At 68.9% G+C, this 22966-nt stretch carries 23 protein-coding genes; 13 read left to right on the top strand and 10 right to left on the bottom strand.

Annotation, left to right across the window (positions count from 1 at the left end; all coding sequences use genetic code 11):
• Window positions 1-18: 18 nt before the first annotated feature.
• The 4 genes from ACO1BU_RS24530 to ACO1BU_RS24545 all read right to left on the bottom strand — a co-directional run bounded on the left by ACO1BU_RS24530 (window position 19) and on the right by ACO1BU_RS24545 (window position 4990).
• Window positions 19-2079 (bottom strand): MASE4 domain-containing protein, encoded by a 2061-nt coding sequence (locus tag ACO1BU_RS24530; RefSeq protein WP_424138601.1) that lies wholly within the window; start codon window positions 2077-2079, stop codon window positions 19-21.
• A gap of 187 nt (window positions 2080-2266) precedes the next feature.
• Window positions 2267-2392 (bottom strand): type B 50S ribosomal protein L36, encoded by a 126-nt coding sequence (gene ykgO, locus ACO1BU_RS24535; protein ID WP_043337704.1) that lies wholly within the window; start codon window positions 2390-2392, stop codon window positions 2267-2269.
• Window positions 2393-2771: 379 nt separating this feature from the next.
• Window positions 2772-4028, bottom strand: a complete 1257-nt coding sequence (locus ACO1BU_RS24540; RefSeq protein ID WP_424138602.1) for an Hsp70 family protein — start codon at window positions 4026-4028, stop codon at window positions 2772-2774.
• 131 nt (window positions 4029-4159) lie between these two features.
• Window positions 4160-4990, bottom strand: a complete 831-nt coding sequence (locus tag ACO1BU_RS24545) for a sulfite exporter TauE/SafE family protein (protein WP_424138603.1) — start codon at window positions 4988-4990, stop codon at window positions 4160-4162.
• Between the two features lie 92 nt (window positions 4991-5082).
• Between ACO1BU_RS24545 and ACO1BU_RS24550 the strand changes: the two genes are divergently transcribed.
• The 4 genes from ACO1BU_RS24550 to ACO1BU_RS24565 all read left to right on the top strand — a co-directional run bounded on the left by ACO1BU_RS24550 (window position 5083) and on the right by ACO1BU_RS24565 (window position 8542).
• Window positions 5083-5853: a sulfite exporter TauE/SafE family protein gene (locus ACO1BU_RS24550; protein WP_424138604.1), complete on the top strand. Its 771-nt coding sequence runs from the start codon at window positions 5083-5085 to the stop codon at window positions 5851-5853.
• Window positions 5853-6584 (top strand): cysteate racemase, encoded by a 732-nt coding sequence (cuyB, locus tag ACO1BU_RS24555; protein WP_424138605.1) that lies wholly within the window; start codon window positions 5853-5855, stop codon window positions 6582-6584. The genes ACO1BU_RS24550 and cuyB overlap by 1 nt, the downstream gene beginning before the upstream one ends.
• Window positions 6585-6776: 192 nt before the next feature.
• Window positions 6777-7190: a nuclear transport factor 2 family protein gene (locus tag ACO1BU_RS24560; RefSeq protein ID WP_424138606.1), complete on the top strand. Its 414-nt coding sequence runs from the start codon at window positions 6777-6779 to the stop codon at window positions 7188-7190.
• Window positions 7191-7606: 416 nt separating this feature from the next.
• Window positions 7607-8542 (top strand): AEC family transporter, encoded by a 936-nt coding sequence (locus ACO1BU_RS24565; RefSeq protein ID WP_424138607.1) that lies wholly within the window; start codon window positions 7607-7609, stop codon window positions 8540-8542.
• Between the two features lie 79 nt (window positions 8543-8621).
• Here the strand turns inward: ACO1BU_RS24565 and sugE are convergent, their stop codons facing one another.
• The 3 genes from sugE to ACO1BU_RS24580 all read right to left on the bottom strand — a co-directional run bounded on the left by sugE (window position 8622) and on the right by ACO1BU_RS24580 (window position 10538).
• On the bottom strand, window positions 8622-8942 hold the full coding sequence (gene sugE / locus ACO1BU_RS24570; RefSeq protein WP_424138608.1) for a quaternary ammonium compound efflux SMR transporter SugE: 321 nt from the start codon (window positions 8940-8942) through the stop codon (window positions 8622-8624).
• Between the two features lie 78 nt (window positions 8943-9020).
• Entirely contained in the window at window positions 9021-9260 is a 240-nt protein-coding gene (locus tag ACO1BU_RS24575) for a hypothetical protein (protein ID WP_424138622.1), read from the bottom strand.
• A 207-nt stretch (window positions 9261-9467) separates the two neighbouring features.
• Entirely contained in the window at window positions 9468-10538 is a 1071-nt protein-coding gene (locus tag ACO1BU_RS24580) for a tartrate dehydrogenase (RefSeq protein WP_424138609.1), read from the bottom strand.
• Window positions 10539-10751: 213 nt separating this feature from the next.
• Between ACO1BU_RS24580 and ACO1BU_RS24585 the strand changes: the two genes are divergently transcribed.
• Together ACO1BU_RS24585 and ACO1BU_RS24590 are read left to right on the top strand one after the other, a co-directional pair.
• Window positions 10752-11321 (top strand): hypothetical protein, encoded by a 570-nt coding sequence (locus ACO1BU_RS24585; protein ID WP_424138610.1) that lies wholly within the window; start codon window positions 10752-10754, stop codon window positions 11319-11321.
• The gene (locus ACO1BU_RS24590; protein WP_424138611.1) at window positions 11318-11809 is read left to right on the top strand and encodes a hypothetical protein; all 492 of its coding nucleotides are present in this window, start codon (window positions 11318-11320) and stop codon (window positions 11807-11809) included. The genes ACO1BU_RS24585 and ACO1BU_RS24590 overlap by 4 nt, the downstream gene beginning before the upstream one ends.
• Before the next feature lie 93 nt (window positions 11810-11902).
• On the opposite strand, the gene ACO1BU_RS24595 is transcribed toward ACO1BU_RS24590, so the two are convergent.
• Together ACO1BU_RS24595 and ACO1BU_RS24600 are read right to left on the bottom strand one after the other, a co-directional pair.
• Complete coding sequence (locus tag ACO1BU_RS24595) at window positions 11903-13747, bottom strand: PAS domain S-box protein (RefSeq protein ID WP_424138612.1); 1845 nt, start codon at window positions 13745-13747, stop codon at window positions 11903-11905.
• Window positions 13748-13969: 222 nt separating this feature from the next.
• A complete protein-coding gene (locus ACO1BU_RS24600; protein ID WP_424138613.1) occupies window positions 13970-14959 on the bottom strand; it encodes a mitochondrial fission ELM1 family protein in 990 nt (329 codons plus the stop codon).
• Window positions 14960-15076: 117 nt separating this feature from the next.
• On the opposite strand from ACO1BU_RS24600, the gene ACO1BU_RS24605 reads away from it, so the two are divergent.
• Complete coding sequence (locus ACO1BU_RS24605; RefSeq protein WP_424138614.1) at window positions 15077-15802, top strand: orotate phosphoribosyltransferase; 726 nt, start codon at window positions 15077-15079, stop codon at window positions 15800-15802.
• A gap of 30 nt (window positions 15803-15832) precedes the next feature.
• Here the strand turns inward: ACO1BU_RS24605 and ACO1BU_RS24610 are convergent, their stop codons facing one another.
• The gene (locus tag ACO1BU_RS24610) at window positions 15833-16429 is read right to left on the bottom strand and encodes a DUF4412 domain-containing protein (RefSeq protein WP_424138615.1); all 597 of its coding nucleotides are present in this window, start codon (window positions 16427-16429) and stop codon (window positions 15833-15835) included.
• Between the two features lie 240 nt (window positions 16430-16669).
• Here ACO1BU_RS24610 and ACO1BU_RS24615 point away from each other — a divergent pair, with 240 nt between their 5' ends.
• The 6 genes from ACO1BU_RS24615 to ACO1BU_RS24640 form a co-directional block, all read left to right on the top strand.
• Window positions 16670-18022 (top strand): Nramp family divalent metal transporter, encoded by a 1353-nt coding sequence (locus ACO1BU_RS24615; RefSeq protein ID WP_424138616.1) that lies wholly within the window; start codon window positions 16670-16672, stop codon window positions 18020-18022.
• 65 nt (window positions 18023-18087) lie between these two features.
• Window positions 18088-19032 carry a 2-hydroxyacid dehydrogenase gene (locus tag ACO1BU_RS24620; protein ID WP_424138617.1) on the top strand — a complete coding sequence of 315 codons (945 nt, stop codon included), beginning with the start codon at window positions 18088-18090 and terminating at the stop codon, window positions 19030-19032.
• Between the two features lie 48 nt (window positions 19033-19080).
• Window positions 19081-20787 (top strand): peptide ABC transporter substrate-binding protein, encoded by a 1707-nt coding sequence (locus ACO1BU_RS24625; RefSeq protein WP_424138618.1) that lies wholly within the window; start codon window positions 19081-19083, stop codon window positions 20785-20787.
• Window positions 20788-20797: 10 nt separating this feature from the next.
• The gene (locus ACO1BU_RS24630; RefSeq protein WP_424138619.1) at window positions 20798-21733 is read left to right on the top strand and encodes an ABC transporter permease; all 936 of its coding nucleotides are present in this window, start codon (window positions 20798-20800) and stop codon (window positions 21731-21733) included.
• Window positions 21734-21788: 55 nt separating this feature from the next.
• On the top strand, window positions 21789-22604 hold the full coding sequence (locus tag ACO1BU_RS24635) for an ABC transporter permease (protein WP_424138620.1): 816 nt from the start codon (window positions 21789-21791) through the stop codon (window positions 22602-22604).
• A 51-nt stretch (window positions 22605-22655) separates the two neighbouring features.
• On the top strand, window positions 22656-22966 hold a 311-nt coding region (locus tag ACO1BU_RS24640; RefSeq protein ID WP_424138621.1), incomplete at its 3' end, for a transposase.

Genomic DNA, 22966 nt, shown 5'->3' on the forward strand with positions numbered 1-22966 from the left:
AGGGGCGAACGGACGGGCTCAGGCGCTGTGCCGCGCCGACTTCAGCCGCTCCGCCAGCTCCTCCCGCCGATAGGGCTTGGTCAGAATCGGCACATCCCCGGGCACGCTGTGCTCACCAGTCAGCGCCTCATCCGTATAGCCCGAAGTCAGCACGACCCGCAGCCCCGGCTGAAGCCGCCTCGCCTCCACGGCAAGCTGGACGCCGTTCATGCCGCCGGGCATCACCACGTCGGAGAACAGAATATCCACCCGCTCTCCGCCGCGGAGCCGCTCCAGCGCCTCCGCCGCATCGCGGGCGGGGAAAACCCGGTAGCCCAGATCCGTCAGGTTCTCGACCACGGCGGCCAGCACCGCGGGTTCGTCCTCCACGGCCAGCACGGTCTCGCCTTGCTCGGCTCGCCGCAGGGAGGAGGCCGCGCTGCCGCCGACCGTTCCCCCGGCCTGCTGGCTCTCGGCCCGCGGCAGCCAGATCTCCACCGTCGTGCCCTGGCCCAGCGCGGAGGTGATCTCCACCATCCCGCCCGCCGCACGAGCGAAGCCATAGACCTGGCTGAGGCCGAGCCCGGATCCCTTGCCGAATTCCTTGGTGGTGAAAAAGGGTTCGAAGACCTGCGCCCGCGTGGCCTCGTCCATGCCGGAGCCATCATCGATCACGGACACGACCACATAATCCCCGGGCGGCAGCGCCTCCAACCCCGCTGGCTCAGGCCGGACCTGCCGTACGGCGTTGCGCGTCCGCACGGTGATCCGTCCGCCCTGCGGCGGCATGGCGTCGCGTGCATTGATCACAAGGTTCAGGACCGCCGCCTCGAACTCCCCGGGATCGACCCTCGCGGGATGCAGCGCGGGGTGGAGCGAGAGGTTCAGCCCGACCGCCTCGCCCAGGGCCCGCCGCGCCAGCGGCTCGAAATCGAGCAGCGAGGCGTTGAGATTCAGCGTCTCGGGCCGCAGGTTCTGCCGCCGCGCGAAGGTCAGGAGTTGGCGCGTCAGCCGCGCGCCGCGCTGGGCGGCCTCCAGCCCGGCATCCGCCAGCTTGACGACCCGCACCTGGTCCTGGGGCCGCCGCCGGATCATGTCGAAGCCCGAGGTGACGACCATGAGCAGGTTATTGAAGTCATGGGCGATGCCACCGGTCAGCCGCCCCACCGCCTCCATCTTCTGTGCCTGGCGTAGTGCCGCGCCGGCTCGCGCCGCCTCCTCGGCGGCTGCTTCGGCCCTGGCCCGCAACGCGTCGACCTCATGGAGATAGGCCCAGAGAATCACAAAGGCCGAGATTAGCGCCTCGATCCGCCCGACATACCAGCCGACCGAGGCCCGTGCCCCGCCAGCCATGGTCAGAAAATTGTCGAGAACCAGCAGCGCGAGCGATGTCGCAAGCCAGAGGTCCAGCACCGTCTGCCGCCCGCGCGACACGCGCCACACCGCCAGCAGCGCCAGGATGGTCAGAAGCTGGACGCCCGGTCCGACGCCAGAATTGGTCAGGGCCGAGTAGTCATCTCCGGCTACCTGACGCGGTAGCCAGGGCAGCCCAGAGGTTGAGATAAGGGCCGCGAGCCCGGCCGCGGCCAGCGCGATCACTGCGGTCAGTGCGGCTGCCATCCGGGCCCGGCCCGCCGCAATCATGCGCGGTTTCTCGCCCCGCAGGGCACCGGCATAGGCCAGGGCGCAGACGGGCGGCCCGAGATGCCAGAAGGTCCAGAGCCAGATCGTCGTTTCCGACCCCGCTCCCATCAAGGGCCCACCCGGCACGACGCCCGGAAGGCTCAGGAGCTGCAGAAGGACGATGGCCGCCGTGTAGAGCGTGCCACCCGCGATCAGCAGCAGGCACAGCGTGCGCGCCCGCTGGAATTGCGCGAACAACACCCAGGCGCTCAGACCATAGGCGGCGATGAGCGCAGTCTGGTGGATCAGGGGGAAGCCCGGCACCACCGGGCCTGGCTCGGCTGCCAAGGGAAGCAGGCACACCGTGGCAAAGACAGCAAGCAGGCACAGCGCGACAGCCGCGCGCCGCTGCGCCCGGGCGGGCGCCTCGGTCGCAAGCGTAGCCATGGCGAAACCGCTGGCGTTCCCGATGTCCATCCGGACCCCCTGGGACACGAAAACCCCGAGAGGCCGGCAGGTTCGCGCCACACCCTGCCACGACTGTGACCGAAGTCACACCGCTCCAGGGGCCTGGACGATTCAATTCACCCGCGCCCAGGCCTTCCACAAACCGAGGGAAAGGCCTGCGGGTCACACCGCCGTCCCAAGGGGCGGCGGCCCAGCTTCAGCCCTGGCGGGCCTTCAGGCGGGGGTTCTTCTTGTTCAGCACGTAGAGACGCCCGCGGCGGCGCACCACCACGCAGTTCTTGTCGCGCGTCTTCGCGGTCTTGAGGGAGTTGCGGATCTTCATCGGTCTGACCTGGTCACGTCGCCTGGGCTAGGCATGAAGGAAAGCGGGGCGACGTGGCCGTCCCCCGGGTAAGAGGCGGCGGTATATGGGCAGGGGCTGCCAGGGTCAACCAGGATGGGCCATTCGGGCACCGTTTCGGGGCAATCTCCCAGCCCGACCGTATCAACCGCCAAACGCTCGTCACGTTCGGGAAACCAACGGTCCCCTGGGAGGGGCCTACCGAACCGGAGAACCCCGATGCTCGCGCGCCTTCGCCTCTTCTTCCGCCGCCTCCGCACCCGCGGCAGCTACCGGCCGGAGCAGCGGTACATGCGTGGAAGCCGTGCTGGTTGACCCGGCTGCCCGGACTTGCGGGGCCGTGCCTGACCCTCGCCTGTGATCAGGCGTAACCGGGGCCGTCCCGCCCCATCAGCGCCAGTCCCTCGGCCACGGAAACGAACTCGCCGCCGCCGAAGATCCGCTCCTCCCCGAAGCGCCGCGTGAAGAGCGCCCGGACCGCCGGCACCAGGGAAGTGCCGCCGGTCAGGAAGACGCGGTCCACCGAATCCGGCCCTATCCCGGCATCAGCCAGCGCGGCCTCCACCGCCGCTTCCATCCTGGCGAGATCCGGCGCGATCCAGGCTTCGAAGTCGCGGCGCGCGATCGGCGCCTCAATGACGAAATCCTCGTGCCGGAAGGACAGCACAGCCTCCTCGGCGCTCGAAAGCGCCGCCTTGGCCGAGGAGACGGCACGGTAGAGCGCGTAACCCGCCTCATCCTCGATCAACCGGATCAGCTGGTGCAGTTGCTCCGGATGGTCGGCGGTGCGCGCCACCTCCCCGATCTCGCGCAGCGTCTTCGGCCCGCGCATCATCGCCATCTGGTGCCAGCGGGCGAAGCTGACATACCAGGCGGGCGGAATGGGCAGCTTCTTGCCCATCACCGTGTACTCCCCGCCCTTTCCCAGCAGCGGCGAGACGACATGGTCCAGGATGCGCGTGTCAAAGGCATCCCCCGCCAGCCCGACGCCCGCATGCCCCAGCGCCGTCACACGGCGGGGCGGCCCCGGATCGAAGCGCAGGATCGAGAAGTCGCTCGTGCCGCCGCCGAAATCCCCCACCAGCACTGTTGCGGGGCGCCCGATGCCGCTGGCGAAGCGGTGCCCGGCGGCGGCGGGCTCCAACGCCACCGTGACCTCCGGCAGCCCGGCGCCCTTGAACCCCTCCCGCAGCCGTATCTCGCCGAAGGCGTCGTCCGCCCGCTCCCCCACGAAGCGCACGGGTCGCCCGACCACCACGCGGGCATGGCGCAGTTCCCCCCCGAAGGGGGCCAGCAGCTCCCGCAGGAAAAGCGCAACCAGGGATTCCAGGGTCCAGCGCTTCCCGAAGATCCTCGTCTCCATGAAGCTCCGCTGCGCCAGGTAGCTCTTCATGGACATGATGAGCCGGCTCGCCAGCGGCTCGTCCAGATAGGCCTCGATCCCCTCTGGCCCTGCCGCATGCCGCAGCGCCCCGCTCCGCGGATCGGACCAGAAGCACAGCACGGAGCGGAACACCTCCCCGGTATCCCGCGCCAGCGTCACAACCTCGCCATCCGGACGCAGGGCGGTCACCACGCTGTTGGTGGTGCCGAAATCGATGCCGATAACGGGATGCATGCTCAAAGCCCCAGGCAAAGGGCGCGGGTTCAACCCCGTCCGCGCGTCGCTGGCAAGGGGGCAGAGGGGCTGGTGAAGGGGCGGCAGCCCGGGAGAGGCGAGAGCGCCTCGCTACCCCGCCCACCCCTCCTTCAGGTCACGAGCGAGTAGATCATCCGGATCGAGGTGATTCCCAGGAAGACCGCAAAGGCCCGCTTGAGCGCCAGAGGCGGGATGGTGTGCGCCAGATGCACGCCCCAGGGCGTCGCAAGCATGGAGGTCGGCACAATCAGCGCGAAGCCGATCAGGTTCACATAACCGACGCTCAGCGGCGGGAGCAGCGGATCACCCCAGCCCGCATAGATGAAGCCGATCGCCGCCGGGATGGAAATGACGATCCCGAAGGCCGAGGCGGTGGCCACCGCCGAGCGGATCGGCGTGCCGAACAGGTTCATCAGTGGCACGCCCACCGTGCCGCCGCCGATTCCCATCATGGCCGAGATGCCGCCGATGAACAGGCCGAGCACCTGCCGCACGATGCCGGTCGGGAAGGTCTCGCGCAGGCGCGAATCAACGCCGGTGAAGCCCATGTTCAGCGCCACCAGCAGCGCGACTGCCGCAAAAACGGCGGTGAGCGTCGCGCCCTTCACCCAGATCGCGATCACCGTGCCCACCAGCACACCCACCACCAGCGAGGGGATCATTGCCTTGAGCAGCGGCACATCCATCGCCCCGCGCGCATGGTGCTTTCGGGCGGACTGGATGGAAGTCGGGATGATGGTGGCCAGCGAGGTTCCCACGGCCAGCTTCATCTGGACGACCTCGGGAATTCCCAGAAGGGGAAAGACATTGAACAGCACGGGCACGATCACGATGCCCCCGCCTACGCCCAGCAACCCCGCCAGTGTGCCCGAGACGAGTCCCGTTGCCGCCATGACCGCCGCCAGCGCGGCGATCCAGACGGGGTCGTGCATATGATCCATGAGCGTTTCCTGAAGGGCGAGCGCCCCCCGGCTGTAAGGCGGAACGACGCCCCTGTCAGGGGGGTCTCTGGCGCAGGGGGCATGACAGGGGCATGCTGTGGCACGTGCCGCTCATCACCGATCCCCTGTTCTATGCCCTGGCCATCCCTGGCTTCCTGATTAACGGAATCAGCAAGGGTGGCTTCGCCTCCGGTGCGGGCAATGTCTCGGTCCCGCTCATGGCGACGGTCATTCCGGCGCCCCAGGCGGCCGGCATCGCGCTGCCCGTGCTCTGCGTCATGGATGTGGCCGGGCTGAAAGCCTGGTGGGGCCTCTGGAGTGCGCGGGAGATGCGCGCCATCCTTCCAGGCGGGCTGCTGGGGATTGCACTCGGCGCCTTCGCCTTCGGGTTGATCCCGCCGCACGGCATCAGCCTCCTGCTGGGACTGGTCACCCTTGGCTTCCTGGCCCGGTCCCTATGGCAGCGCTTCCGCGGGCTGCTGCCGCCCCCGGCCAGGCCGAATGCGGTAAAGGCCTGGTTCTGGTCCGGCATCTCCGGCTTCACCAGCACCATCGCCCATGCCGGCGGCCCACCGCTGGCCCTCTATCTCTATCCGCTGAAGCTCGACCGGAAGACGCTGGCCGCCACCACCACCGTCTTCTTCGGCGTGATGAACTACGTAAAGCTGGTGCCCTATTGGGGACTCGGGCTGCTGGACTGGAGCAACATCCTCACCAGCCTCGTCCTCGTCCCCTTCGCTCCCGTCGGCGTGTATTTCGGTATCTGGCTGCAGAAGCGGGTTTCGGACCAGGCCTTCTACAACCTGGTTTATGTAATGCTGGCGATCAGCGGCGCGAAGCTGGTCTGGGACGGGCTGGTGTGATGAATGAGGACGACATGAACGGCGCGCGGATCCTGGGCGTGCTCGGCGGCATGGGCCCGCTGGCCAGTGCCGAGTTCATGCGTCAGCTCACCTTGCTCACCCCGGCGGAGCGTGACCAGGAACACATCCCCGCCATCCTCTGGTCCGACCCGCGCATTCCGGACCGCACCGCCGCTCGCCTGGGGCGCGGTCCCGATCCGCTTCCCGCCCTGATCCGCGGCATTCGTGGCCTGGAGGCCGCCGGCTGCGGCGCCCTCGCCATCCCCTGCAACACCGCCCATGGCTGGTTCGACGGCATGCGCGCCGCGACCCGCCTGCCCATCCTCCACATTGTGGAGGCCGCGGCGGAGGCACTGCGCCGCCAGGGCATCCCCCCCGGCCCGATTGGCGTGATGGGCACCGCCGGCACCCTTGCCATGGGCCTCTACCAGGACGGGCTGCGAGCCGATGGCTGGCAGGTTGCCGTGCCCACGGAGGAAGAGATGGCCCGCTGGGTCAGCCCGGGCATCGCGCTGGTGAAGGCAAACCACGTGACCGAAGCCTATGCTCCCCTAGCGGAAGCCGCCCGTGCCCTTGCCGCCCGCGGCGCCCGCGCCGTGGTGCTGGGCTGCACCGAGATCCCCCTCGGCATCGCTGCCGGCCCCGCCCTGCCTTTCCCCGTGATCGACACGATCGAGGCCCTGGCCCTGGCCGCCATCCGCTGGGCCCGCGCGACTACGCCCACAGCCTAGCGGCTGTACGGGCTTCCCGCTCGCGCGGGACGGGCTCTCACCGCCATCTCTCAAACGCGCTCCGCACTATTACGAGAGGAGACTGATTTTCCTACCGGTTTGTTCTGCCTTCTTCACATTATGCCATTCTGATGCATCCCCGAAATGGATCGTCAGCACCATCCTGTGGAAGGCGGATTCGGGAGGAATGCCATGACGCCGAACAGCGCGACAGCGAAGGCCTTCTTCGAGGCCTGCGAGGCGGGCAAAGAATGGGAGGCTTGCCGGGCATATTGCACACCCGACGCGACCTTCTCCGCCCAGGCGGATGTGCTGGCGGATGTCAGAACACTGGAACAGTATACCGGCTGGATGCAGCGCCTTCTTACGGTCCTGACCGATGGCTCATACGAGCTGAAGTCATTCGCTGTCGACGAGGAGCGCAACAACATCTGTGCCTACGCCACCTTTACCGGCACGCATCTGGCCGGTGGTCCCATCGCGCCAACCGGCAAAACCACGCGGACCGACTACGTCTATGTTATGCAGTTTGAGGGCGGCAAAATCGCCCATATGACAAAGATCTGGAACTCCGGGCATGCTTTGAAGGAGCTCGGCTGGGCTTAAGCCGGAAGTAGGGCATCACTCGCAGCGGCTCAGGCCTTTTCAGCCCTGCTGACACCGCGTCTCCAGCCGAGCCGTGGGAACGAGCCCGCCCCGTGGGAACACTTGCCGGTCGCCTCTCACAGCATCGGCACCAACTCGGCTGGTGTCGCGATCAGCGGCTTCCATTCAAGCCGCCCGCGCCACACGAGATCCTGCTGCGTGAGCAGATGCGCCGGCTATATGGCAAGGCAAAGCCTTCCGCGCAGTGCTGCTCGCGTTTCCAGCCCCTGGCGATTCCCGGATCGAACGGGGTGGCGGCATCGAACCGCCCGGCCAGGACCACAATGGACAGCATCGGCCGGATACCGAAAGCGCATTGATAAGAACGCCAGATCGCATTGGATCATATCGAACGGCGCAGTAAGGGTGGCGGCGCCATGCTTTCCACCCTCATCGTCGTCCTGCCCATCTTCGCGCTGATCTTCGCGGGATGGCTGGTGCGCCGCATCGGCGTTCTCGGCCCGCACGCGACGGCGGAGCTGAACCGCTTCGTCGTCTATCTGGCCCTGCCGGCGCTTCTCTTCGATATCGTGGCCCATGCGCGCTGGGTGGAGGTCTGGCAGCCTGGCTTCATCGCCGCCTTCGGGCTGAGCGGCGGCGTGACCTTCGCCATGACAGTCGCCATCCGGCTCCGCCGGCCACGCCACCTGGCCGACGCGGCCATCGACGGGCTGAACGCGGGCTATGCCAATACCGGCTTTATGGGGTTTCCCCTGGCCCTGGTCGCCCTGGGCCGCGAGGCGATGGCACCAACGCTGGTCGCGACGATCATCACGGTCTGCATCATCTTCGCGATCGCCATCGTCCTGATCGAGGTCGGACTGCAGACCGAGAGGCGCCGGACGCATCTGGCCATGAAGGTGGCCCGATCGCTGCTGCGCAACCCGCTCCTGGTCTCACCCGCCCTGGCGGCGCTGGTTCCCCTCGCCGGCCTCGAAATCCCCGCGCCCGCGGAGAGCTTCCTGAAGTTGCTCGGCGGGGCCGCCTCGCCCTGCGCGCTCGTCGCGCTCGGTCTTTTCCTGGCGGAGGAACGCAAGCGGAAGGAGCGGGACACCGGCGCCACGGCTCTCCTCGTCAGCTTCAAGCTGCTGCTGCAACCGGTCGTGGCCTGGCTCCTGGCCAGCTTCGTCTTCGGCCTGCCTCCGCTGCTGACCCACACGGCTGTCCTGCTCGCCGCCCTGCCGACCGGTACCGGCCCCTTCATGCTGGCCAAGTTCTATGACAGGGAAGCGGACGTCACCTCCAGCGTCGTGCTCGTTTCGACGGTCATCTCCGTCGTCACCATCTCTGCCTATCTCGCCCTCTCGGGCTGACGGACGGGCCTCGCCCAACGACGGGGGCGGCAGATCGGTATGCGCCCCCAGCCCGGAAGCCGGCTGAGGAATGGCCGGATCAGTCGGACGAGGCGAGCTTCAGCCCCACCAGCCCCGCGAGGATCAGCGCCGCGCTGACAATCCGCAACGGAGTCGCCGCCTCACCCAGCACGGCAATCCCCAGCACGAAGGCGCCCAGGGCACCGATACCCGTCCAGATGGCATAGGCCGTGCCGAGGGGCAGGCTCCGCATGGCCAGCCCGAGCAGCCCCACGCTCGCCGCCATGCCCGCCACGGTCACAATGGTCCAGACTGGGCGGGAGAAGCCCTGGGATGCCTTCATGCCGAACGCCCAGAGGACTTCCAGCAGGCCCGCCAAGATCAGGTAAAGCCAAGCCAATTCACGGCCCCTTCCATGGGGCCGGGCCGTCCCGGCAGAAAGAAAAAGGCCGAGGGTCGTCCCCCAGCCGTCGCGGTCTCAGTCGCAGTCGCAGCCCTGGGTCGGGCCGGGATCCACGCGCACCACATGGTGGTCGATCCACTCTGCCACCAGGCGCCGCGCCTCGGTCACCGTCGCCTCGGGGTGGTGGATGCGATAGAGCGAGGTGCAGGCCGCGAAGGCGCTGAAATCGGTAGAGCCGATATCGCGCAGCTCACGATAGGCAGTCACCACGGCACGCTCACAATTGCGGGCGATGTAGCTGTAGTCGTGACCCATCAGATCCGATCCCACTTCCCGCGTTGCGATGTTGTTGAGAATAACTCGCAACACCTAATCGACTTATAACGACACCTGAACATCCATTCAAGTGTCGATTGGCACCTCGCAAAGGAGACAATGCCGGGAACCGGAGCTGTGGCGCATCAATCACAGCGCCGCGATCACCGGTCCCCTGCCGGGTCTCATGGACCCGGGCGGGGCGGCCTAGCCGCGCCCCACCGCCTCAGCCAGCGCCTTCCCGACCTCCACCGTGCCGGCATTGCCGCCCAGGTCGCGCGTGCGCGGCCCACCCTCGGCCAGTAGCGCCTCGATCGCGGTGGTGATCGCCTCCGCGGCCTCTGTCTCGCCCAGATGCTCCAGCATCAGCGCGCCAGACCAGATCTGCGCGATGGGATTGGCGACCCGCTTGCCTGCGATATCCGGCGCGCTGCCATGCACCGGCTCGAACATGGAGGGATGCTTCCGCTCCGGGTTTATGTTGGCCGAGGGCGCGATGCCGATCGATCCCGCCACCGCCGGGCCCAGATCCGACAGGATGTCCCCGAACAGGTTGGACCCCACCACCACGTCGAACCAATCCGGATGCTGCACGAAATGGGCGCAGAGGATGTCGATGTGGAACTGGTCCGTCGTCACCTCCGGGTAGCTCTTCGCCATCTCGGCAAAGCGCTCGTCCCAGAAGGGCATGGTGAAGGTGATGCCGTTGGACTTGGTGGCGGAGGTCACCTTCTTCCGCGGGCGTTTCATGGCTAGCTCGAAGGCATACTTCATCACCCGGTCGCAGCCGGTGCGCGTGAACACGCTCTGCTGGGTCACGAATTCCCGCTCCGTGCCCCCGAACATCCGCCCGCCGGAGGAGGAGTACTCGCCCTCCGTATTCTCGCGCACCACGACGAAGTCGATATCCTCCGGCCCGCGATTCGCGAGCGGCGAGCGCACCCCCGGCATCAGCCGGCAGGGCCGCAGGGAGATGTACTGGTCGAATTCCCGCCGCATCGGGATCAGCAGGCCCCAGAGCGAGATATGGTCCGGCACACCCGGCCAGCCCACGGCGCCCAGGAACACGCTGTCATGGGCGCGCAGCTGGTCCAGCCCGTCATCCGGCATCATCTTGCCGGTCTTTTGATAGGTTTCGCAGGACCAGTCGTAATGGGTCAGCTGCAGGTCGAAGCCGAACCGGCGGGCGGCGGCGTCCAGCACGCGCAGACCCTCCGGCGTCGTCTCCTTGCCGATCCCGTCGCCGGGGATGACCGCGATCCGGTGGGTGCGCGCCATGGAATTCCCTTCCCGCTCAGTGTCCGAGGTGGTGCCTCCGAAGCCCGCCCGCGGCAAGCCCCTCCGGGCCAGCTTGCTGCACGGATAGGCGGGTTGGAAGCCGCCGGAGGGTGGAACCTGCGGGCCACGCTCCCCCGCGCCAGCGGGTCTGCCGAGCCCGTCGGGGCATACCCGGTGATTGCCTTGCCGGTCCGCATGCGGCATCCCGGGACCATGATGAAGGGAAACGAGGGATATCCGCCTGCGGGTATCCAGTCGTCGCGGGGCCGCCGGGCGGTCCTTCTTCTGGCGCTACTCAGCGCCATCACCCTGCCCGGCTGCGGCGAGTTGCTCTCCGAGGGCACCTCCGCCGGAGCCGGCCTCGCGGGTGCGGCCGTTGCGGACGCCGTCGGCGCCAGTGCCACCGTGACCACTGGCATCGGCCTCGGTGTGCAAGCCGGGGCGCGGGCCGGGCTGCACTATGCGCAGCGCAAGGCCCATGGGGAGGCGCAAAGCCGTGTGGCCCAGGCGGCCGGCCCACTGCCGGTCGGCGGCGTGGCCCGCTGGTCGGTCAGCCATTCCATCCCGGTCGAGCCGGATGAGGCAGGCGAGGTCACGGTTTCCAGGCTGATCGGCGCCGGGCCGATCGCCTGCAAGGAGATCGTTTTCTCCGTTGAGCAGACGGCCAAATCCGCCGAGGAGCCGTCCCGCGCCTTCTACACCGCAACCATCTGCCGCGACGGCTCGACCTGGCGCTGGGCGTCCGCAGAGCCTGCGACCGAGCGCTGGGGCAGCCTGCAGTGAGGCGCGGGCTGACGCTACTGCTGCTTGCCCTGCCCCTGGCCGGCTGCGGCGGCGCGGCAGCGGACCTGACTGGCGCAGTGGCCGGCATCGCCACCGGCGCAGCCTTCGCCAATCCGGCGGTGGGTTATGGCGTCGGCGTGGGAACGCGGGCCGCGACGGCGGCGGGCATCAACTGGGTCATGCGAACCCGTCAGCACGCAGAGCAGGATGCTGTGGCCGAGGTGATCGGTAACCTCGCCCCGGGTGAGGTACGGCCCTGGAAAATCGAGCACGACATCCCGATCGGCAATCAGCAGGGTGAAGTCCAGTTGGTCCGGGTCATGGACACGGCCCTGGCACATTGCCGGGAGGCGCTGTTCTCGGTGGCCGAGGATGAGAAGCCCGCGGCCCCCCGGCAATGGTTCCTCACCACGGCCTGCCGCCAGGGAGAGCGCTGGCACTGGGCGGCAGCCGAGCCGGCCACCGGGCGGTGGGGAAGCCTGCAATAGCCATTGGGGCCAAAAAAGGAGGGCGGTCACGCCCTTGGCCCGCTCGATGAAGCGCCCTCACGCGCAAACCATCCTGGCGGGTCGCCCTGGGCGCTATAGCGCCAGGCTCCGTTCCGCCACCTCCAACTTTATGACCAGCCCCTCCGGCTTCCAGTCATGGACCATGCGCCCCTGGAAAACCCCGGAGAGGCTCCGCGCCGCGAGCATCGTCCCGAAGCCGTGCCGCCGCGGCGGCCCCTTCACCGGCGGCCCACCTGTTTCCACCCAATCCAGGCAGAAGCCGCCTTCCTGCACCTGTGTCACGATCTGCAGCCGCCCCGCCGGGCTGGAAAGGGCGCCGTATTTTACGGCATTTGTCGCCTGCTCGTGCAGCACCAGGGCCAAGGTGCTGGCGGCGGCATAGCCCAGCGGCCGGTCCTCCCCCTCCACGCTCACCCGCCCCTGCGTGTCGCCGTAAGGCGCGAGCAGCGCGTGGATCAACCCGTGCGCCGTGAGCACCCTGCCCTCCGGGCCGGGCATCTCGCCCATCCGCCCCAGGTCATGCGCCAGCGACAGGGCCCGCAGCCGTTCCTGCAGGCGCGCCGCGAAGGCTTCCGCCGCGGGGTCGCCCCGTGCGCTCAGCGCCGCCAGCCCGCCGGTCACCATGAAGACGTTCTTGATCCGGTGCGACAGCTCCCGGGCCAACAGATCGCGGGCTTCCTCCGCCCGTCGCCGGTCGCTGATATCGAGCACCGAGCCGATGAAGCCGGCAAAGCGCCCCTCGTCGTCCAGGCGCGGCACGGCCGCATCGATCACCCAGGCATAATGCCCATCGGCAGCGCGAAGCCGATACTCCATCTGAAAGGGCGCCACCATCTTGGTCGCGCGCGCCGCGGCCTCCGCGATCGCGCCGCGATCCTCGGGATGGACCGCGTCCTGCCAGCCCAGCCCCAGTGCCGTCGCGGGCGTCTGTCCCGTGAAGTCGTACCAGCGCTGGCTGACATAGCTGCAGCGCCCGTCACCCTCGGAAATCCAGACCATGACGGGAACGTGGTCGGCCATGTTGCGGAACCGCGCTTCGCTCTCCCGCAGCAAGGCGGCGGCGCGGCGATCCTCGGCCTCCTGGCGTAACCGCGTGATGGCCAGTGAAATCTGCCCCGCCGCCACGCCGAGATAGTTGCCGTAATCGCCGGCCAGGCGCAGATGCGGGCTCAGCCCGGCCAGGAACACGCCCGCCACCGTTCCGCCCGCCATCAGTGGCAGGGCAAGGACGCCCGGCGCGTCCCGCGGCGTCGCATCCCGCAGCACGGCCTCGGCCGCAGCGGCCAGGGCCACAGGCGGCAGGCCATCGGGCGGTTCACCATGACTTGCCGCTACGGACAGGCTCGTCTCGCCCGCCAGCAGAATCCTGCCCCAGGGATGATCCAGGGGATTCTCCGCCACAATGGTTTCAAGCGCGGCCGCGCAGGCTGCCTCGACATCCCCCTCCTGCGATACCCGCAGGCCCAGGGCGCGCAGCGCGCGCAAGCGACGATCGGCCAGTACCCGGCCGGTCGTCTCCGTCACGACGCACATCACGCCCCCGACCCGGCCGCCCTCATGGACGGCCGAATAGGAAATGTCGAAGAACACCTCCTCCAGATATCCGTGGCGATCGATGAGGAAGCGATGGTCTTCCGCATGCACCGTCTCACCAGTCCGGCGAACGCGCTCGAGCAGCGGGGCGAGCGTGTCCCACACCTCGCCATAATGCTCACGGACCGGGCGCCCCATGGCCCGGGGATGCTTGCCGCCGATCGCGACGGCGAAGGCGTCATTGTAGAGCGAAACGTAATCCTCGCCCCAGAGAAGCAGGATCTGGGCGCGGGATGGCAGGACAATTCCGAGGGCGCAGCGCAGCGTGGCGGACCAGGCTTCCGGGCCACCGAGCGGGCAGTTCTCGGTGGTGAGCCGTTGCATCAACTCGCCGGCCTTTCCTGCAACATGCAGGAATCCGAAGGCGCCAGCGTCGGCGCCAACCAGACTTTCCGGCCCAGAGTCGCGATCTTCCCCCCGCAAGCCCGTCCTCCGCCTTCTTGGTCTCTGCGGTATCACGGATCACAGAGCCGTGCCTAGCCATGTTTCCGCTAACGGAACGCTCATGCCAAGCCGTTTCCGCAGCCCCGGCCAAGCGGCGACACGTCAAGCGCCCAGGGAGGCTCCTTCAGCGTCCCTGAACACCCCGGGGAAGCGTGCCCGTATTTCCGCCGCCACCCGGCCACTCTCGTCGAGCGGCAAACGGAGAGGCGCCTGGGGAAAGCCATCGAGCGGCGCGGCCTGGCCAGCCGCCACCAGCGCCGCATGCAACGCACGGTGGCGCGGCGCGTCCGGCGGCGCGCCCGCGATGAAGACCGGCGCCGCCGTCGCCAGCGCCTCCGACACCATCGACACGGAATCGCCCGTGACGACCACCGCATCCGCCGTGGCCAGCAGGCCGAGATAGGGATTCGGCCCCGCCGCGCCCCAGCGATGCACCATGCCCGGCACCCCTTCCAGCCGGGCGGCCAGTGCGGTCCCTGCCGCTTCCCCAGTGCGGCGGCTGGTGGTCGCCAGCACGCTGCCGGCCCAGGGCAGCACGCGGTCGGCGAGCGCCACGGCCTCGGCCGGGTCCATCCCCTTCCCCCGTACGGTACCGCCCAGGAGTAGCGCGACGCGCGGGCCCGGCAGTTCGGCAAGCGCCGCCCATTCCATCCGCGCGCGCTCCAGCGCCGCCGGGGAGACACGGTGCGTCGCCCCAAGCACGGGCAGGATGTTCGATGCGTCCGGCGGGTTGTCATGCCGCCCGATGACCAGCAGGTCGAAATCCCCCGCCGCCATGCCGGGGCGCATGCAATGCACCGTGCGCGCCGCCCGCCGCCGCAGCCAGCGCGCAACCGGCGCGGCGCGGCGCCCGGCCGAAATGACCAGAGACGGCCAGCCCGACCCGCGCGCTACTTCCAGCATCTCCCGCCGGGCAACCGCCGTCAGGCCAGCCAAACTCGGCCAGGGCAGTGGCAGCCGCGCGAGCGGGCCCCATTCCAGTGGAATGGTCCGGAACGGCAAGCCCAGCCGCTCTGCGATTCCCAGCGCCTGCGCCGCCGTGCCGGCACGCGGGTCGGCCAGCACCCACACCCCGCCGGAAACCTCGCTCATCCGCGCTCCGCGCGCCGCGCAGCCCGCGCCCGCAACGGCTTGCATGGACGCCGCGCCGCCGGACCGCTAGGGAACGCCCATTCCGCGCCGCCCTCGGCCGACAGCAGGGACAATACCATGGCCATCCAGCACGCCTCCGAGTGGGACCGCGACGCGGCGCTCACCACCGCCCGCATCCTCCTGGAAATCAAGGCCGTCAACTTCCGGCCGGAGGAGCCCTACACCTTCACCTCCGGCTGGAAGAGCCCCGTCTACATCGATTGCCGCCGGATCATCTTCTTCCCCCGCGCCCGCCGCGTGATCTGCGACCTCGCCGCGGAGAAGATCGGCCGCCATATCGGCTATGAGGCCATTGAGGCCGTAGTGGGCGGCGAGACGGCCGGCATCCCCTTCGCCGCCTGGATCGCGGACCGGATGATGACCCCCATGGCCTATGTGCGGAAGAAGCCCAAGGGCTTCGGCCGCAACGCCCAGATCGAGGGCGATGTGCCGGAGGGCAAGCGCACCGTGCTGGTGGAGGACCTGACCACCGATGGCGGCTCCAAGATCCGCTTCACCCAGGCGCTGCGCGATGCCGGGGCGATCTGCAACGACACCTTCGTCGTCTTCTTCTACGGCGTCTTCCCCGGTGCCTTCGACACTATGAAGGCGATGAACCTCAACCTCCTGCACCTCTGCACCTGGTGGGACGTGCTCGAGGTCTGCCGCGAGCGCCCCTATTTCGAGGAGAGCGCCCTGCGCGAGGTGCGCCGCTTCCTGGAGGACCCGATGAGCTGGTCCAAGGCCCATGGCGGCATCGGCAGCGCCGAGGAGGCGGTCGCCAAGGGCATCACCGCCGGCTGATGGACGGCCCGCCTTCCGGCGGGCCCGCGATCAGCGCCCCGGCGGCTTCCCGCCGGGCGCGGCCCCCGGCATGGGCATGCTCTGATAGCCCTGCGGCACGCGGAAGCGCGCCGGGTCCTGGGCCCCGTAGCGCACCTCGGTCGCCTCCATCGTGGAGCGGCCAGCATTGCCGGGCAGATCGGAGACGGCGCGGAGCATCACGCCGTCATCCGTCATGCAGACGGTGCTGCGCATCTCCGGCATTGTCACTTCCCATTCCGTGCAGGACTGGCCAGCCAGTTGCGCGGTGCCCTTGCGCGCGAATCGCGTGCCCGGCGGCAGGTCGTTCGTTATCGGGCCGGCCGAGGCCGTGGCGGGCATGTTCATCACCATGCGCTGCTGCTCCATCACCATCACGGCAGAGCCCGCATTGCGGTCCAGCAGCATCCAGCCCATCCCGCCCGGCGGGTCGATGCGCTGCTTACGCTCCGTGGCCGACCAGGCCATCCGCATTTCCTGCGCCTCGGCCGAGGGGCCCGTGAAGCGATAGGTGACCGCGACGTCCCGTGTGGGCTGGATGTTCCGGGGCGCCTCCTGTGCCATGGCCGGCACGGCGATCAGCAGGATTGCAGCGGCGAGCTTGCGCATGGCGGCCCCTCGAATCGTTACGATCGGTTTTGGCGTTAGCCGCGGAAGAAAGACACCCGGCGCCACCTCACGATGCCGCGAGGCCATATGCCGAAACGAGTTACATGCCCGCGCCGGCTGCTTGCGGCAGCGCATCATCCCGGATAATCACGTCCAAATTATTGAAAATACACAACAATACGTACACAGGTCGCGATCTGAACAGGTGTTCATGCATGGCCTGTTTCCCGTAGCGAAAGGATGACGATGGCCCGAAGCGAAGGCTCAGCTTCCCCCCTCTCAGTGGCCCCGCTGCCTGAGGACAGCCGCAGCCTGCCCGAGGTGCACCGGACCGTAGCCGTGCCGAACGCTGGCAGCTGGCTGCGCCGGCTTATGGCCTTCATCGGCCCGGGCTACCTTGTGGCGGTCGGCTATATGGACCCCGGCAACTGGGCCACCGCCCTCGCGGGTGGTTCGGCCTTTGGTTACACCTTGCTGACGGTCGCGCTGCTCTCCTCGCTCATGGCGATCCTGCTCCAGGCGCTCTGCGCCCGCATCGGCCTCGCCACTGGCCAGGATCTCGCCCAACTCTGCCGCGACCGCTTCCCGCGCTGGGTGGGCATACCACTCTGGTTCCTGGCGGAAATCGCCATCTGCGCGACCGACCTGGCGGAGCTGATCGGAACCGCCATCGCGCTCCAGCTTCTCCTCGGCATCCCGCTGCTGCTTGGCGTGCTGCTGACAGCACTCGATGCCTTCCTCATCCTCTGGCTGCAGAACAAGGGCATGCGCTGGCTGGAAGCCTTCATCATGGGGATGATCGCCCTCATCGCCGGCTGCTTCGTCGTGCAGGTGCTGCTGGCCTCGCCGGAATGGGGCGCGGTGCTGCGCGGCTATCTCCCCTCCACTTCGGTGGTGACAAACCAGACCCAGCTCTACATCGCCCTCGGCATCCTCGGTGCCACGGTGATGCCGCACAACCTTTACCTGCACACCGCCGTCATCCAGTCCCGTGACATCCGCCGGGATGAGGCAGGCAAGCGCGAGGCGATCCGGTTCGCCACCATCGACAGCACGATCGCGCTCGGCCTCGCGCTGCTGATCAACTCCTCCATCCTCATCCTCGCCGCCGCGGCCTTTCACGCGAACGGGCAGACGGAAGTGGCTGAAATCCAGGACGCGCATGAGCTGCTGGCGCCTCTTCTCGGCACAGCTGCGCCCACCCTCTTCGCCATTGCCCTGCTCGCCTGCGGCCTCAACTCCACCGTCACCGCCACCCTGGCCGGCCAGGTGGTGATGGAGGGCTTCCTCCATATCCGGCTGAGCCCCGTGGTGCGCCGCCTGCTCACCCGCCTGATCGCCATCATCCCCGCCGTGATCGTCACCGCTCTTTATGGAGAGAGCGGCACGGCGGAGATGCTGGTGCTCTCCCAGGTCGTGCTCTCCCTCCAGCTTCCCTTCGCGGTGATCCCGCTGATGCTCTTCGCGAGCGACCGCAGGCGGCTGGGTGTGCTGACCGCGCCGGGCTGGCAGCTCGTGCTCGGCTGGGCGTCGGCCGTGCTCATTGTGGTGTTAAATGTGAAGCTGCTGTTCGACTTCGTGACGGGCGGCTGACCGCCCCTCGCCGACTGGCCGATTTCGCGCAAGCATGCGCCCGGCCTTTCAGGGAATGCCGAGCAATGCCGATACCTCTCCTCACCCTGATCGAGCTCTCCCCCGACCGTCACGCCATGCTGCGCGAGGCCGGCTTCGAGCCCCTGATCGCCTTGGGGCGTGAGGAGCGCGAGCGCGCCATCGCCGGGCCGGGTGCCGCGGCGCGCGCGGTCCTCACCAATGGCATCACCGGCCTGACCGCCGCAGAGATGGACCGCCTGCCCGCGCTGGAGATCATCAGCACCCTGGGCGTTGGCTATGAGGGGGTGGACGTTCCGGCGGCACGCGCGCGGGGCATCACCGTCACCCATGGCCCCGGCACCAATGACAGCTCGGTCGCGGACCACACCATGGCCCTGATGCTCGCGGTTATCCGGAACATCCCGCAGGCCGATGCCAGCGTCCGCCGCGGCGAATGGAACCGCGCCTACCGTCCAGCGGTCTCGGGCAAGCGCCTGGGCATCCTCGGCCTCGGCCGCATCGGCGAGATGATCGCCCGCCGCGGCGCGGGCGGCTTCGACATGCCGATCGGCTATCACACGCGCACTCCGCGCGAGGGTTCGCCCTACACCTATTTCCCCTCTCCCGCCGCCCTTGCCGCCTGGTCCGACATTCTGGTCGTTGCCACGCCGGGCGGCGCGGCCACCCGCCACCTGGTGAACGCGACCGTGCTGGACGCGCTGGGCGCGGAAGGCTTTCTGGTCAATATCGGCCGGGGCAGCGTGGTCGACACCGCCGCCCTTATCGAGGCGCTGCACAGGAACCGCATCGCCGGCGCCGCGCTGGATGTTGTGGAGGGCGAACCCGTGCTGCCCCCGGGTCTGGCGGAGCTGACGAATGTCGTGCTGACGCCCCATCTCGCCGGTCGCTCGCCCGAAAGCTTCCGGGCCACGATCGAGCTCGTCATCGCCAATCTCTCCGCGCATTTCGCCGGCCGCCCGGTGCTGACGCCCGTTCCCGCGCCGGGTTGAACGACCCGGGGCTATTCCCGGCCGCCGAAGAGCAGGCATGATCAAGGGATGCAAAAGGCCCAGGGCACCTTCTCCATCCCCCGCCGGATCGCCATCGCCCTGCCTGCGGCGCTCCTCGCGGCGGCACCGCTGGCCTGCCCCGCCCAGACGACCGGCGATCCGAGCCGCGACACCCTGACGATCGGCATGTCGCAGGCCACCGGCACCTTCCATCCGAACATCGAGAATATGATGGCGAAGGCCTATATCCTGGGCTTCGCACGCCGTCCCCTGACCGGCTACGGCCCGGACTGGCGCCCGGCCTGCCTGGGCTGCGACACCTTCCCCACGCTGGAGAATGGCCAGGTCGCGCTGGAGAACACCCCGGACGGCAAGCCCGGCATGCGCGTCACCTGGCGCCTGCGGGAGGATCTGCGCTGGGGCGATGGCCGCCCCGTCACGGCGGAGGACCTGCGCTTCGCCTGGGAAGCCGGCCGCGCCTTCGAGACAGGCTTCGGCGGCGCCGAGTTCTACCGCAGCGCCTATGAATTCCAGTCCCCCGACCCGCGCACCGTCACGCTGCGCTTCGACAAGGTGAATTTCGACGCGGGCAGCGCCGGCACTTTCGAACCGCTTCCGGCCCATATCGAGCGCCCGATATGGGAGGCCGACCGCCGCAACTACCGGTCCCGCACCGCCTATGACACGGACACGACCAATCCGGGCCTGTGGAACGGTCCCTACCGCATTACCGCCGTGCAGCCCGGCGCGGGCGTCACCCTAGAGCGCAACGAGACCTGGGCCGGCCCCGCCCCCGCCTTCCGCCGGATCAATATCCGCGTCGTCGAGAATTCTGCCGCGCTGGAGGCACAGCTTCTCGCCGGGCAGGTGGACATGATCACAGGGGAGCTCGGCCTCTCCATCGAGCAGGCCACTGCGCTGGAACGCCGAAGCCGCGGGCGCTTCAAATTCAACTACCATCCCGGGCTGGTCTGGGAACATCTGGACCTGCGGGTGGACAGCGGCATCCTCTCCGATCTCCGTATCCGTCAGGCACTGATACTGGCGATCGACCGCCAGAAGATCGTGCAGAGCCTGTTCGACGGTCGCCAAGCCGTCGCTGCCACGGCGATCCATCCGGACGATCCGATGATCGACAAATCGATCGCCCCCTGGCCCTACGACCCCACCCGCGCCGCCGCCCTGCTGGAGGAGGCGGGCTGGAAACCCGGCCCGGACGGCATCCGCCGCAACGTGGATGGCGCGCGCCTCACCGTCGATCTCCAGACCACCGCCGGCAACCGCCCGCGCGAAACGGTGCTGCAGGTCATCCAGGGCATGTGGCGCGCCGCCGGGATAGAGGGCCGCATCGCCAACCAGCCGCCGCGCGTCCTGTTCGGCGAAACCCTTTCCCAGCGCCGCTTCCAGGGCGCCGTGCTCTTCGCCTGGGTCAGCAGCCCGGAAAACGTGCCCCGCAGCACGCTGCATTCCCAGGAAATCCCGACCGCCGAGCGCAACTGGTCCGGCCAGAACTACCCGGGCTATTCAAACCCCGAGATGGACGCGCTGCTGGACGCCCTGCCGCAGGAGCTGGATGCGGAGAAGCGCCGCCCCATCTGGGCGCGCCTTCAGGCGATGACCTATCGCGATCTGCCGGCCATCCCGCTCTGGCACCGCGCCGAGCCACATATCTGGCCGCAATGGCTGGAGGGCGTGCGGCCCACCGGCAACCAGTCCCCCTCCTCCCTCTGGGTCACGGACTGGCGGGTGCGCTGACATGTTGCGGATGATCGCCTGGCGCCTGCCGCAGATCGCGGCAACGCTCGTGATCCTCTCCCTCGTCGCCTATCTCGCGATCGGCGCCATGCCCGGCGATCCCATCGCGCTTTCGATGATGGCCGATCCCCGCCTAGGCCCTGCGGATATCGAGCGCTTGCGTGCCCTCTACGGCCTGGACCAGCCGCTCCTGACGCGCTGGTGGGGCTGGGCCATTGGCGTGGCGCATGGCGAATTCGGCTATTCCCGCCTCTTCGCCCGCCCCGCTGCCGAAGTGCTCTGGCCTGCCCTGCGCGGCAGCCTGGTGCTGATCGGCATTGCCCTGGCGCTTGCCGCCGGCTTCGGCGTCGCGGCCGGCATGCTCGCCGCCCTCCGCCCGCGCTGGCGCGGCGCGGTGGACGCCGTCGCCCTTCTCTCCCAGGCCCTGCCCGCCTTCTGGCTGGGTATCCTCCTCATCATCCTCTTCGCTGTGACTCTGGGCTGGCTCCCCGCCGGCGGCACGCCCGAGGAAGGCGGCCTCACCGAGGCCGCGCGCTTTCTCGTCCTGCCCGTCGCCACTCTGTCGATCGCGCATCTCGCCGCCTATGCCCGCCACACGACTGCTGCCATGGCCGAAGTGCTGCGCGCCCCCTGGATCACGGCAGCCCGCGCCCGCGGCGCCCGGGAATCCCGCATTGCGCTGAAGCATGCCCTGCCCAACGCCGCCGTGCCCCTGCTCGCCATCCTCGCCCTTGATGCCGGCGCCCTCGTTTCCGGCGCCCTGATCACGGAAACCGTCTTTGCCCGCCCCGGCATGGGCAAGCTCCTGACCGACGCCGTCATGGGCAATGACCATAACCTCGCCTTGCTGGCGCTCCTGCTTGTCGCCGGCGTCACCCTGCTCGCCACGCTCGCGGCGGATCTCGCCCAGCGGGCGCTGGATCCACGGCTGGGGGTGGAGCGGTGATGGGCGGCGCTCCCGGCCGCCTGGAGCATCACCTCCAATGGCCGCAAGCACGCCCATGACCCGCCTCCGCCTCGGCCTCGTGATCCTGCTCCTGCTGGCCGGTGCCGCCATTGCCGCGCCCTGGGTGGCCGGCTGGCTCGGCGTCGATCCCGATATGCCGGACCTGCTCGCGCGTCAGGCCAGCCCTTCCGCTGCACATCCGCTCGGCACGGATGAATTGGGGCGCGACATTCTCGTACGGCTGCTTTTCGGCGCGCGCGTCTCGCTGGCGGTAGGAATAGCCGCAGCCCTCGCCTCCACGGCCATCGGGCTGGCGGCGGGGCTGCTGGCAGCCTGGCGGGGTGGCTGGGTGGATGCGCTGCTGATGCGCCTCGCGGATGGTCTGCTCGCTCTTCCCGCCCTCCCGCTCCTGGTGCTGCTGGCGGCCATGGACCCGTCGGTGGTTGGCCTGCCGCGCGGTGGCGCATTGGCAGATGTGGTGCGGATCGTGCTGATCCTTGCGGTCTTCGGCTGGGTCGGCGTTGCGCGCCTCTCCCGCGCTGCCGCCATCTCCGTCCTGGCCCGCGACCATGTGCGTGCGGCACGCGCGCTGGGCGTCAGCGAGGCGCGGCTGTTGCGCCGCCATGTCGCCCCAGCCCTCGCGGCACCGCTGACAGTGGCCGGCTCCCTGGCCGTTGCCGGCGCCATTCTGGCGGAAAGCACGCTCTCCTTCCTGGGCCTGGGCATCCAGCCCCCGGCCTCCTCCTGGGGCAACATGCTGTCGAACGCGCAGGACCTCGTCTTCAGCGCGCCGATGGCCGCGCTCTGGCCGGGGCTGGCTATCGCGGCGGCCGTGGCCGGCGCGATGCTGGTGGCGGACGGATTGCGGTAAGGTGGGGGCTAGAGGGTGTTACGGACCTGGGTGAGCCCTCGTTGTAGGTGAATGCCGTCTCGTAAGCCGTACCCGTCCGACGTGTCCGACGAGGAGTGGGCGCTGGTTGCGCCTTATCTGACACTGCTGCCCGAGGAGGCCGGGCAACGCGAGCACCCGCTGCGCGAGGTGTTCAACGGGCTGCGCTATCTGGTGCGCTACGGTGTGGCTTGGCGGGCCATGCCCAACGACCTTTCGCCCTGGCACGCCGTCTACGACCAGGCGCAGCGTTGGCTTCGGGCGGGCTGCTTCGAGATGTTGGTCCAGGACCTCAGGGCGGTGCTGCGGCTGGCCCAAGGTCGTGCGGAAGAGCCGTCCGCGGC

It is taken from the genome of Roseomonas chloroacetimidivorans (assembly GCF_049629625.1).
GTDB lineage: Bacteria > Pseudomonadota > Alphaproteobacteria > Acetobacterales > Acetobacteraceae > Roseomonas > Roseomonas chloroacetimidivorans.